This window comes from Paenibacillus sp. 01T424 (assembly GCF_056398745.1).
Genome location: NZ_JBFTPZ010000009.1, coordinates 1 through 12,874 on the forward strand (window position 1 = coordinate 1; position 12,874 = coordinate 12,874).

General features: G+C 52.8%; 8 protein-coding genes and 1 pseudogene. 7 read left to right on the top strand and 2 right to left on the bottom strand.

Going from position 1 to position 12,874, the window contains the following annotated elements; translation table 11 throughout:
- Positions 1-195: pseudogene (locus tag AC1DPK_RS09665) on the top strand (hypothetical protein); the annotation flags it as partial.
- A 1,137-nt stretch (positions 196-1,332) separates the two neighbouring features.
- Here the strand turns inward: AC1DPK_RS09665 and AC1DPK_RS09670 are convergent.
- Positions 1,333-1,602: a hypothetical protein gene (locus tag AC1DPK_RS09670; RefSeq protein ID WP_477510144.1), complete on the bottom strand. Its 270-nt coding sequence runs from the start codon at positions 1,600-1,602 to the stop codon at positions 1,333-1,335.
- Between the two features lie 101 nt (positions 1,603-1,703).
- On the bottom strand, positions 1,704-2,549 hold the full coding sequence (locus AC1DPK_RS09675) for an electron transfer flavoprotein subunit beta/FixA family protein (RefSeq protein WP_477510227.1): 846 nt from the start codon (positions 2,547-2,549) through the stop codon (positions 1,704-1,706).
- Positions 2,550-2,786: 237 nt separating this feature from the next.
- On the opposite strand from AC1DPK_RS09675, the gene AC1DPK_RS09680 reads away from it, so the two are divergent.
- The 6 genes from AC1DPK_RS09680 to AC1DPK_RS09705 all read left to right on the top strand — a co-directional run bounded on the left by AC1DPK_RS09680 (position 2,787) and on the right by AC1DPK_RS09705 (position 12,868).
- Complete coding sequence (locus tag AC1DPK_RS09680) at positions 2,787-5,054, top strand: (Fe-S)-binding protein (RefSeq protein ID WP_477510145.1); 2,268 nt, start codon at positions 2,787-2,789, stop codon at positions 5,052-5,054.
- Positions 5,055-5,085: 31 nt separating this feature from the next.
- Positions 5,086-7,527 carry a 3-hydroxyacyl-CoA dehydrogenase/enoyl-CoA hydratase family protein gene (locus tag AC1DPK_RS09685; RefSeq protein WP_477510146.1) on the top strand — a complete coding sequence of 814 codons (2,442 nt, stop codon included), beginning with the start codon at positions 5,086-5,088 and terminating at the stop codon, positions 7,525-7,527.
- A gap of 24 nt (positions 7,528-7,551) precedes the next feature.
- Complete coding sequence (locus AC1DPK_RS09690; RefSeq protein WP_477510147.1) at positions 7,552-8,772, top strand: acetyl-CoA C-acyltransferase; 1,221 nt, start codon at positions 7,552-7,554, stop codon at positions 8,770-8,772.
- A gap of 74 nt (positions 8,773-8,846) precedes the next feature.
- Complete coding sequence (locus tag AC1DPK_RS09695) at positions 8,847-10,634, top strand: acyl-CoA dehydrogenase family protein (RefSeq protein WP_477510148.1); 1,788 nt, start codon at positions 8,847-8,849, stop codon at positions 10,632-10,634.
- A 15-nt stretch (positions 10,635-10,649) separates the two neighbouring features.
- Positions 10,650-12,434, top strand: a complete 1,785-nt coding sequence (locus AC1DPK_RS09700; protein ID WP_477510149.1) for a long-chain-fatty-acid--CoA ligase — start codon at positions 10,650-10,652, stop codon at positions 12,432-12,434.
- A 5-nt stretch (positions 12,435-12,439) separates the two neighbouring features.
- Complete coding sequence (locus tag AC1DPK_RS09705) at positions 12,440-12,868, top strand: PaaI family thioesterase (protein ID WP_076268382.1); 429 nt, start codon at positions 12,440-12,442, stop codon at positions 12,866-12,868.
- The last annotated feature ends 6 nt before the right edge of the window (positions 12,869-12,874 follow it).

Sequence of the window (12,874 nt, forward strand, 5' to 3'; positions counted from 1 at the left end):
CATGTCCACGCCGTCCTTGCCTGCTTCGGCGGTGCGGCGGATGAAGCCGCCGCACTGATCGCGCGGGGCGCGGACGTCGTGCATATCGCCGACGATCCGGCCCTTCGCGCCTTTGCGCCCGAGGCGTACATCGCCGCCCTCGGCGCAGCGCGCCATTCCGGCTTTCTGCAAATACGAGAATGGTTTTGGACATAGGATACAGCTCCTCTTCCACAGCTTTTACGAATAAGCTTAGCTCTTACACGTTCAACTCTATAATCAGTGATTGCCCTGTTTAGGTATCGTCTTAACGGACATGAGAGCTGTTATTTCTGGGTTTTAGGGCGAAGTTACTTTTCTAACGGACATGAGAGCCGCTACTTCTGGGTTTTAGGGTGAAGTTACTTTTCTAACGGACATGAGATCCGTTATTTCTGAATTTAGGGGCATAAATTATTATCTAACGGACATGAGATCCGTTATTTCTGAATTTAGGGGCATAAATTATTATCTAACGGACATGAGATCCGTTATTTCTGTATTTAAGGGCTAAATTACAATTTAACGGACATGAGATCCGTTATTTGCCCTAAATGGCACCCAAACGCTCGATATTTTATGAAATAAGGGAACCTATGTCCGTTAGATCGAGAAATAGAAGGTTTTACAGCAAATAAGGCATCTGATGTCCGTTAATTGGGAAGGTTTGATTAATTACCAAAGTCCAATGTTGGTCAAACACTGCTTTTGATTTGAGCCACTCTATCAACAAGAGAACTAACTAAATTGTCTAGTAACCAGTAACTATTCAGTTCTTGTCAAATGTCTCTGCATCATTTCTGCTCTAATACCAACATGCCTCAGCACAAATCCACTACCTGCCCAATACCAACATGCCTCAGCACAAATCCACTACCTGCCCAATACCAACATGCCTCAGCACAAATCCACTACCTGCCCAATACCAACATGCCTTAACACAAATTTACTACCTGCCCAATACCAACATGCCTCAACACAAATTTACTACCTACTCCACTAGCTAAATCCCCCAGCCAATCTCCACTACCCCTGAACAGTCCAACTACACTGAATAAGTCATGTTCCTATAGAAGCTTTCTTTGCTCCTGCAGGGGCGAGACAAGTGCTGCTTGCTGGGCTGGCTCGCCGGGTAAGCCATTTGCCTGCAGTGCACGGAGGTGGAGGGGGGGGAGCTGCGTGCACGCAGTACGTGGCGAAACTCGCCTTCTAGTGAAAGCTCGCCACTGGCGATCAGCTTAGCTCCAATCCCAACCTCCCCCAGCCAAACTCGACTACCCCTGAACAGTCCCAACTATAATAAAAAGTCACGTCCTAAAGAAGCTTCCCTTCCTCCCGCAGTGGCGAGACAATTGCTGCTGCTTGCTCTGCTTGCTCTGCTTGCTCTGCTTGCTCTGCTTGCTCTGCTTGCTCTGCTTGCTCTGCTTGCTCTGCTTGCTCTGCTTGCTCTGCTTGCTCTGCTTGCTCTGCTTGCTCTGCTTGCGCTGCTTGCTCTGCCGGCTCGCCCGGGGAGCCATTTTCCAGCAGCGCAAAGAGGCGGCGGGGGCATCTGCGTGCGCACGGTTCGCGGCGCAACACTTTCAAGTGAAATCTCACCACTAGCGATCAGCTCAGCTCCAATCCCAACATCCCCCAGCCCAACTCCACTACCCCTTACAGCTCCCAACTATAAAATAGTCGCGAACTCAAAGAAGCTTCGCTTCCTTTCGCAGCAGAGACACAAGAGCTGCGGCTTGCTCGGCCGGGTCGCCGGGGAGCCGTTTGCCCGCTGCGCGCGGAGGCGGCGGGAGCAGCTGCGTGCGCGCCGTGCGAGGCGAAACGCTTTCAAGTGAAAGCTCGCCACTGGCGATCAGCTCAGCAGCCGTTATTGTGCGAAGCGGCTTGCGCTTCGCTTTCATAATGCCTGGCAGCGACGGATAACGCGGCTCGTTTAGTCCTTGCTGAGCGGTAATGAGCGCAGGAAGTGGAATCGATACCGTTTCGGTATCTCCTTCAACATCGCGCTCAACTAATGCGTAACGCTCAGCGCTCCCAGCAGTAGGTGAGCTGAGAAGTCCATCGGCAGGCAGGGAGCCAAGCTCCCCAGCAGTTAAGATGGTGACCTTCACAGCTGAAGCTGCATGAGGCAAGTGCAGCAGCTCGGCAATTTGCAGAGCTACGCTTCCAGCGCCGCTGTCTACTGCAAACAAGCCGGCTAGCAGCAAGTCAGGAGAGAGCGGCCTAATTACGGCAGCAAGAGCAGCAGCGACGGCTGAGTTGTCATCGGACAAATCTGCGCTATCAAGCCGAATAGCTTCATCTGCTCCGATAGCCAAAGCGGTTCGGAGCGCCTCTTGCGAGCGTTCGGCACCGCAGGTGATCACGATGACCTCGCCGCCGAGCTGCTCCCGCTGGCGAATGGCTTCCTCGAGTGCGTATTCATCGTAGGGATTGATTACAAATTTGGCGTCACTTTCGTCAACGCCAGCAGGTGTTACAATGATTTTTTCCTCGGTATCGAACGTTTGCTTGAGAAGCACAACTATTTTCAGCATAGAAGCTCCCTCACTTGTACCGCTAATTTGTTGACACTGTCCATCAGTGCTAGGATATGCTGTCTTGGAATTGAATAGACCGCCCTGCAATTGCCCGCTGTGCGGCATGTTCAAGGCCTAAAGCTCATATACATGGAGCACCGCGGCTATTTTTGTAAGCGCTTCAATACTTGTCCGACTACTGCGCGCGTAGGTGCTCGGTTTTATAGCCGGCATATAAGGGAGGCGGGGCGTATGCCATCTTTTTTGGCACTTAGGAATGTCGATCAATGGTTGATAGGGGGAAGATGGGCATTATTCGCGGCGGTTGTGCTGTTTGCTATTACCATGTTCGCAATGGTTGTACAGCGGCGCATCTTGTATATGAGGCTTGGGGTGCCGGCGGTTTTTTCGCGGTATCGACGCAAGTCAGGCAGTAAATCCGGCTTTGCCTCACAAGTGCTAGGCCATCGTAAGCTGCTGAACGATGTGAGAAGCGGCGTGATGCATTTGGTTTATTTTTATGGCTTTATTGTGCTTCAGTTTGGTGCGGCGGACTTGGTTTGGAAAGGGCTGAACCAAGGTGTACCGCTGCCGCTGCCCTATTATAATTGGTTCTCGCTGACGCAGGAGATGACCGTTACGCTCGTTTTTGCAGCTGTGCTGTACGGTGCTTTCCGGCGTTATGGGGAACGGCTCCCGCGGCTTAAGCGGGGGTGGAAACCTTCGCTCGTTATGTGGTTTATTGGCTCGTTGATGCTGACTGTTTTATTCTCATTAGCATTCGAGCGATTGGCTGCGGAAGAGCGCATGGGCCAGAATGCTTTGGTGCATGGGTCCACTGAAGCCATCGTTGAGGCGAAGTTCGCACCAGTGAGCGCTCCCTTGGCCACTATGCTTGAGAGTGCAGGTATACAGCCGCAAAGCACCGCAGCCCATGCAGGGTTTGAATTGTTTTGGTGGCTGCATCTTCTGGTTCTGCTTAGCTTTCTTGTGTACGTGCCGCAATCAAAGCATTTTCATTTATTGACAGCGCCTGTGAATCTTTGGTTCAGACGCAGCACGCCTCCCGGCCGACTTGTGCCGCTTAACCTAGAGGATGAGGAAGCGGAGTCCTTTGGTGCAGGGAAGGTTGAGCATTTCTCGCAAAAACAGATGCTAGATTTGTATGCATGCGTGGAATGCGGCCGCTGTACGAATGTTTGTCCGGCATCGAGCACCGGCAAGCTGCTCTCGCCGATGCATCTTATTGTGAAGCTGAGGGATCATTTGACCGAAAAAGGCGCTGCCATAACGTCCAAGTCACCATGGCTTCCAGCCAGCCTGCTGCATTCGAAATCGCGTGAGCCTCATGCCCATGTGATGGGAGCGGTGCTTCCTGCTTGGGAAGCTGAATCCGAATGGGGCACAAACATAGCGCCAACCATGGCTGCGCAGGCTGGGGCATGGAATATAAAAGAGAGTGCTAAGCCAGAGGAGGTAGAGCTGATCGGCGAGGTGTTGACCGAAGAGGAGCTGTGGGCATGTACGACCTGCCGGAATTGCGAGGAGCAATGCCCGGTTGGCAATGAGCATGTCGACAAAATTATCGATATGCGCCGTTACTTGGTGCTGATGGAAGGGAGGCTGCCGTCTGATGGGCAGCGCGCGCTGCAAAACATCGAGCGGCAAAGCAATCCATGGGGCTTGCCGCGTGCCGAGCGGGCGGCTTGGATTAACGATTGCGAGAGCAGAACCGGCATTCAAGTGCCGACGATGCAGGAGCTCAAGAAGCAGGGCAAAAAAGCAGATGTGCTGCTATGGGCGGGATCGATGGGCGCGTATGACATGCGGAGCCGCCGTGTTTTGTACGATGTGGTTAGGCTGCTGGATCATGCGGGTATCAACTTCGCTACGCTGGGATTGGAGGAAAAAAGCTCTGGCGATACAGCTAGACGAATCGGCAATGAACTGCTTTTCCAAGAGCTATGCCGCGAGAATATAGAAACGCTTAACAAATATGGCGTAACACAGATCGTGACCGCTTGCCCACATACGTATAACACGTTCAAAAATGAATATCCTGACTTCGGTCTTAGCCCTAGCATCATCGTGGAGCATCATACCGAAATGCTCTCTCGCCTGCTTGAGGAAGGTTTATTGAAGCCGGAGCATAAGATTGAGGAGCGAGTAACCGTGCATGATTCTTGTTACCTCGGCCGTTACAACGATACGTATGAAGCGCCGCGCAGCCTGCTTCGCTCCATTCCAGGCATATCGATTGAAGAGATGGAGCGCTCGGGCTCAAACGGCATGTGCTGCGGGGCGGGGGGCGGTCTCATGTGGATGGAGGAGCATTCTGGAACTCGCATCAACCATGCTCGAACCGCTCAAGCACTTGAAGTGAAACCATCRGTCATCAGCTCTGCCTGCCCCTATTGCCTAACGATGATGGAGGATGGTTTAAAGGCGCTGGGTGCGGATGAGAAGGTAATCGCACGTGATGTGGCGGAGTTGCTTGCCGAAAGTGTTTTTGGCGAATAAGCCGCTGTTTGTCAAAAAGGAGGAGGAGGCTATGACGACACAAGCATCGCAAAATAACTCAAGCACGATTCGCAGAGCCGCAGTGATCGGCTCCGGCGTAATGGGGGCCGGCATCGCTGCACATTTGGCCAATGCGGGGATGCGAGTGACGCTGCTGGACATTGTTCCGCATTCGCTGACGGCAGAGGAAGAACGACAGGGGCTTACGCTCTCTGATGCCAAGGTGCGCAATCGACTCGCAAATGCGGCGATAGCAAAAATGGGCAAGTCACAACCCGCGCAGCTCTACGATCCAGCTTGGTCATCACGCATTACGCCGGGTAATTTGACCGATCATCTAGAGCTGCTGGGCGAGGCAGACTGGATTGTAGAAGCGGTTGTGGAGCGGCTCGACATTAAATGTGATGTGCTTGCAAAGGTTGAATCCGCACGCCGCCCAGGCAGCATCGTTTCTACGAATACGTCGGGATTATCGGCGGCGTCCATGGCAGAGGGGAGAAGCAAGGAGTTTCGGCAGCATTTTGCGGTAACCCATTTTTTCAACCCGCCGCGGTATATGAAGCTAGTTGAGATCGTGCCTACAGAAGACACCACTATCGAGGTTATTCAGCTGTTGACGGAGGTGTGCGAGAAGCGGCTTGGCAAGGGGGTCGTACTGGCGAAGGATACGCCTAACTTCATTGCGAACCGAATTGGCACTTACGGCATGCTCGTTACGCTTGAGGATACGCTGGCATTTGGGCTGACGGTAGAGGAAGCGGATGCCTTGACCGGTCCGGCGATGGGAAGGCCGAAGACGGCGACACTGCGTATGCTCGATTTGGTTGGGTTAGATACGCTGCTGCATGTCGTGGATAATGTGCGGGAGCGGAGCAGCGATCCAGCGGAGCAAAAGGTTTTTGCGAGGCCGCCCCTGCTAGAGAAGCTTGCAGCATCGGGACGGCTAGGTGAGAAAACGGGTGCGGGCTTTTACCGAAAGGTGAAGGGGAAAGGGGGCAGTGAGATTGAATCGCTTAAGCTGGATACACTCGAGTATGGGCCTAAGCGGTCAGTCAACTCAACTGTTATTGATGCGTCTAAGGCTGCGAAGGGTGCGGCGGCAAAAGTGAAGGCGCTGCTTCGCACAGACCCGCAGAACCGCTACGCTAAATTTGCATGGTCCACTATCAAAAAAACGCTGCTTTATGCAGCGGCACAAATCGGTGTCATTGCGGATTCAATCTCGGATATCGACCGCGCAATGCGCTGGGGCTTTAACTGGGAGCTTGGACCGTTCGAGCTGTGGGATGCGATAGGGCTTCGCAAATCGGTGCAGCAAATGCAGAAGGAGGGCGATGCAATCCCAGAGTGGGTGTCAGCTTGGCTGGAAGCCGGACATGAAAGCTTCTATAAGGTGGAGGGAACAGAGCGGGTTTATGCTGCAAGCGGAGCATACAAGAGAGAGGTAGAGGAAGCAGATTCGGTTTCCTTAACGGCATTAAAGGCTGCCGGAAAAACGGTATTGTCCACCTCAGGCGCTAGTCTAATCGATATTGGCGATGACGTTGTACTGCTGGAATTCCATTCGCCTAACAATGCCATCGGGGGTGATATTTTATCGGCGATTCGGCAAAGCACAGAGGAGGTGTCACAAAATTGGCGCGGGCTTGTGATAGCGAATGAGGGGAAAAACTTCTGTGTAGGAGCAAACCTGATGCTGCTATTAATGGAGGCGCAAAGCGGCGAATGGGATGAAGTGGAGGATATTATTCGTTTCTTCCAGAGCAGTATGCTTGGGCTTAAGCGGCTTGACCGTCCTGTCGTAGCTGCTCCGCACCGAATGACGCTGGGCGGCGGAGTAGAAGCATGCTTGCCTGCTGATCGCATTATTTATTCGCCAGAGACATACTTTGGATTGGTGGAAACGGGAGTTGGCCTTATTCCTGCGGGCGGGGGCTGCAAGGAAGCGGCTGCGATGGCAGCTGAACGGGCCTTTATTGCGAATGGCGGCAAGCCAGGCGGAGACCTGCAGCCGCATTTGAATGCGCTGTTTGAGACGATTGCGCTGGCCAAATCATCAACCAGCGGCTACGAGGTGCGCCGTTTGGGATTGATGCGGCCGCAGGATAAGGTCATTATGCGGCAGGAGGCACGGATAGCCGAGGCGAAGCGGGCGGTGCTGGAGCTGGACCGGGCGGGCTACTCGCCGCCAGCGGAGGAGCGTATTCGCGTTGCCGGACGAGAAGGCAGAGCGGTGCTTAAGGTAGCGGTGCAAGCGATGCAGCTTAGCGGCCATATTAGTGAGCATGACGCGCTTATCGCTGGCAAGCTTGGTTCTGTACTCGCGGGCGGGGACATTCAGCCAGGCGCTGAAGTGAGCGAGCAATATTTGCTCGATTTGGAATGCGAAGCATTCCTCAGCCTATGCGGCGAGCGCAAGACACAGGAGCGTATGAGCCATATGCTCGCGACAGGCAAGCCGCTGCGCAACTAGCCTAAAACGAAGGGGGAGAGTGAAATGTCAGCTTCATCACCGTTTGAAGATCACGCTCGTGATGCCGTTATCGTTGCTGCGGTGAGGACGGCGGTCGGCAAAGCATCAAAGGGGAGCCTTGCTGAGACGAGGGCAGAGGATCTTGGGCGAGCTGTGCTGCAAGGTGCGCTTGAGAGTCTGCCCGGCTTGTTGCCCGAGCTTATAGAGGATGTCATCATTGGCTGCGCAATGCCCGAAGGAGAACAAGGCTTGAATATGGCGCGCACGATCTCACTTTATTCGGGATTGCCGGTGACGACGCCAGCAGTAACGATTAACCGCTTTTGTGCATCAGGCCTTCAAGCAATCGCTTATGCAGCGGAGCGAATTAGGCTTGGCGATGCGGACGTTATTGCTGCTGGCGGAGTGGAGAGCATGAGCCATGTGCCGATGACCGGCTTCAGGCTGTCGCCGCATCCTGCGATTGTCGATACGATGCCAGAGGTTTATATGGGGATGGGCCATACGGCTGAAGAGGTTGCCCGCCGGTATGGGGTGACGCGTGAGGAGCAGGATGCGTTTGCAGCATCCAGCCATCGCAAGGCGGCAGCAGCTATTGAAGCAGGACGCTTCCAAGCCGAGATCGTGCCGATAACGACCAGCCGCTCCGGCGTGAACGATGCTGGCCGTCCATGGTCGAAAGTGATCACTTTCGATACAGATGAAGGCGTCCGGCCGGAGACGACGGTTCAGACGTTGGCGCCGCTCAAGCCCTCTTTTGCAAGAGAAGGTACGGTTACAGCGGGCAATACTTCCCAAATGAGCGATGGAGCAGCTGCGGTAATTGTGATGAGCAGGGCACGTGCGGAGGAGCTGGGCTATCGTCCGCTCGCCGTATTCCGCGGTTTCAGTGTAGCTGGCGTTGCTCCTGAGGTTATGGGCATCGGTCCCATTGAAGCCGTGCCTAAAGCGCTTAAGAAAGCGGGAATTACGCTTGAACAGGTCGATCTGTTTGAGCTAAATGAAGCGTTTGCGGCGCAGTGCGTCCCTATCATTAAGGAGCTTGGCATTAATCCTGAAATCGTCAATGTGAACGGCGGGGCTATTGCACTCGGACATCCGCTTGGTTGTACAGGAACAAAGCTGTCGGTGTCACTTATTCATGAGYTTGGTCGCAGAGGCGGCGGTATTGGCGTTGTCACGATGTGTATTGGCGGAGGCATGGGAGCAGCAGGCGTAATTGAAGTGTATAACTCAGACCAATAAGGTCGGCAGGCGGATAAGGGAGTTTGGCAGCATCCTGAAATAAAATATTCGGTTGGCTGAAAGGAGAACTGCGCATGACGGAGACGATACGTTTTGGCGGTCGGTTTGTCGTGGAAGACAGTGTGCCGGAATCGGTCGTGACGCCCGAGGATTTTACGGAAGAGCAACGAATGATGGCGGATGCGGCGCAGCAGTTCATGGATGCGGAAATAACGCCGCGCGATGCGGAGCTGGAAGCTTTAAATTATGATCTGACCGTAGAGCTGATGCGCAAAGCAGGCGAGCTTGGCCTGCTGGGCGCAGATGTGCCGGAGGCTTACGGCGGGCTGGGGCTCGACAAGGTAAGCACGACGCTGCTCGCAGAAACGTTGGCAAGATCCTCCTCGTTTGCGCTTTCGGTAGGCGCTCATACGGGAATCGGCACGCTGCCGATCGTTTTTTTCGGAACACCAAAGCAAAAAGAAACGTATCTCCCGGCACTTGCAACGGGGGAGCGCATCGCTGCTTATTGCTTAACTGAACCAGCATCGGGCTCGGRCGCTCTAGGGGCGAAAACGACGGCAAGATTATCGCCAAATGGGAAGTACTACGTTCTTAATGGATCAAAGCTCTATATTACAAACGCAGGTTTTGCTGACTTATTTATCGTTTATGCGAAGGTAGACGGTGAGTATTTTACAGCATTTATTGTAGAGAAAGGCATGCCGGGGTTCAGTATTGGACCGGAGGAGCATAAGATGGGCATCAAGGGTTCTTCAACACGCCCTTTATTTTTTGAAGATGTGGCGGTACCGGTTGAAAACGTGCTTGGGGAGGTTGGAAAAGGGCATCAAATCGCATTTAACATTTTGAACATAGGACGCTTTAAGCTTGGAGCAGCTTGCCTCGGTTCGTCGAAGGAGACCATTGAGCTTGCATCGGCCTATGCCAATACGCGGAAGCAATTTGGGAAGGCAATTTCCTCCTATCCGTTAATAGGCGCCAAGCTGGCTGATATGAACATTCGTACTTATGTGCTTGAGAGCATGGTTTACCGAACTGCGGGCTGGATCGATTCGATGCTGCGGACGACAGAAGAAGGTGGGGCGGCAGTTGAAGGCATGACGGTCGCTAAGGCAATCGGAGAATATGCCATTGAATGCTCGATTATAAAGGTTTTTGCATCTGAGGCGCTTGATTTTGTAGCGGATGAAGGGGTGCAGATTCACGGCGGCTACGGCTATATTCGCGAGTATAAGGTGGAAAGAATTTATCGGGATTCGCGAATTAATCGGATTTTTGAAGGCACGAATGAAATTAATCGGATGCTCATTCCTGGCACGCTGATGAAAAAAGCGTTAAAGGGCGAGCTCCCGCTGCTCCGTAAAGCTCGTTCATTGCAAGCAGAGCTGCTACAGCCGATGCCGATTCCGCCTCTTGAAAAGCCGCTTAGCAAAGAAGCGTTCCGCGTAGGTCAAGCGAAAAAAATCTTCCTCGCCATCGGCGGGCTTGCTGTTCAGAAGCTGGGACTGCGGCTGGAGCAGGAACAAGAGGTGCTGTGTTCTCTTGCTGATCTTATGATCAACATCTTTGCCATGGAAAGCGCACTGCTGCGCTCACAAAAAATATGGAAGGCTAGCCGCGGAGTCGCTTCGGAAAAGACGGAAAATGTTTTAGCGATGACGACAGTTTTTGTGCAGGAGGCGATGGAGCGGGTTGAGTCACTAGCTAAGCTGGCACTTGCTGCGCTAGAGACGGGAGACGGGCTGCAGATGCAGCTGTCCGTCCTCAAAAAGCTGATGCGCGCGCCTATCTCTGATACGGTTGCTTTGAAGCGAACAATTGCCGCTCGTGTCATTAACAGTGAGCATTATGTCGTGTGAAGGGGGAGAGCATGAATGGATTCGCTCAGACCGGAAGATCCGTCTTTGCCCGAGCAACCGTCCACTCAATCTGAAGAGCAAGCGCGCCCATGGCTTCAACATTACCCGAAAGAGGTTTCTCCTTCACTGCACTATCCCGATCAGAGTATCGTCCAGTTTTTAATTAATGCGGCTAATCATCATCCAAATCATCCAGCCGTGCATTTCCTTGGCAAAATATTAACATACCGCGAGCTGCATGAGAATGCGGTTAATCTCGCTTATGGTCTCCTTTCCCTTGGCATAGCCAAAGGAGACCGGGTGGCAATCATGCTGCCGAATTGCCCGCAGGCAGTGGCTGCTTTTTATGGCGTGCTGCTTGCAGGCGGCGTCGTCGTTCAGACGAATCCGCTTTATGTGGAGCGGGAGCTTGAGCATCAGCTGGCAGATAGCGGAGCTGTTGCTGTCATTACGGTTGATCTGCTTTATGCACGCTTGTCTCGGGTTCGAGGCAAGCAGCCGGAGTCGGGCCCGCTGCCGCAGCTGAAGCATGCGATCATCACATCGATTAAGGATGGGCYGCCGTTTCCGAAAAACTTACTTTATCCTCTTAAGCAGCGAAAAGAGGGCTTTCGTGCAGATATTCCATATGGCAGCTTTGGTGTCGTTTCTTATAAGAAGCTGCTTGCAGCAAAGCATACGGATATGAGCCTGCCTGATTCGGCAAAAGGATCTGATCTTGCGGCTCTACAATATACAGGCGGCACAACAGGAACGCCAAAAGGTGTGATGCTGACTCATCGCAATCTCGTTGCCAATACGATACAAATATCTACTTGGTGCTATAAAGCGGAGGATGCTAAAGAGAGATTTTTAGCGGCACTGCCACTGTTTCATGTGTTTGGATTAACGGTATTAATGAATATGTCGGTACTGCGTGCGGGAACGCTTATATTACTTCCGCGCTTTGAAGTGGAGACGGTACTGCAAACGATTAATCAGCAGAAACCTACCATTTTTCCAGGCGCGCCAACGATGTATGTCGCACTCATCCATCATAAGTCCGCGGCAAAAATTGATTTTTCTTCTATTAATGTGTGTGTAAGCGGATCAGCGGCATTGCCGCTAGAGGTGCAGGAGAAGTTCGAAGCTTTAACTGGCGGAAGGCTTGTTGAAGGTTATGGCTTGTCGGAATCTTCTCCCGTCACACATGCCAATCCGGTATGGGAGAAACGCAAAATCGGCACGATCGGCATTCCTTTTCCGGATACGGATGCGGCAGTGATTGATCCTGAGAGCGGTGAGAGACTGCCTATCGGCGAGCTTGGGGAATTAATTGTTCGCGGTCCGCAGGTCATGCGAGGATATTGGAATAAGCCTGCTGAAACGGATCAGGTATTGCGGGATGGTTGGCTCCATACTGGCGACCTTGCTACGATGGATGAAGATGGTTATTTTACGATTATGGATCGAATTAAGGATGTTATTATCGCTGGCGGCTTTAATATTTATCCTCGTGAAGTGGAGGAGGTACTGTTCGAGCATCCGGCCGTAAGGGAAGCGGCAGTGATTGGTGTGAAGGATGAGTACAGAGGCGAAACGGTAAAAGCTTTTATTGTGTTTAAGGAGGGCTGGCAAGTATCAAGCAGTCAGCTTGACCGTTGGTGCAGAGAGCGGCTCGCTTCCTATAAGGTGCCACACCACTATTCCTTTAGGGAAACGCTTCCAAAAACGATGGTCGGAAAAGTGCTTCGTCGAAAACTGCAGGAGGAGGAGGCGGAGGCTGAAAAGGCGAGAAAGGCGGAGAAGAAGGGAGAGTGAGCGGTATGGATGAGGATTGGTTTGTTCAACAGGCAGATCAAGCCGGTCATCTGACAAGGCTCGCAGAACGTGCGCAAGCCACCTTTTGGGGATTGCTTGGCTGTGAAATCGTGCAGGCAAACGCAAGTAAAGCGGCCATTTGCCTGGATGCAACTGAGCGGCATCTTAATCTGCTAAACATCGTTCACGGCGGAGTGCTGATGTCTCTGATGGATAATGCGATGGGGCTTGTGGTTATGCTAGCAGCACCTGAGAAAAGCGCGGTAACAGCAAATTTGAACACACAATTTCTCGCCAGCGCCAAGGGCGGCGTGCTGCTTTGCGAAGCAGAGCTGGTTCACCGAACGGAACGTACACTGACGCTGCAAGCGCAGGTAAAGGATGACGCAGGCAAGCTGCTCGTTTGCGGGATTGGTGCGTATCGGATCATTTAGTTCACA

Bases quoted from the DNA above. Each gene is read 5' to 3' on its own strand.
- AC1DPK_RS09685 (WP_477510146.1), top strand. From the start codon at position 5,086: ATGACGACACAAGCATCGCAAAATAACTCAAGCACGATTCGCAGAGCC.
- AC1DPK_RS09705 (WP_076268382.1), top strand. From the start codon at position 12,440: ATGGATGAGGATTGGTTTGTTCAACAGGCAGATCAAGCCGGTCATCTG.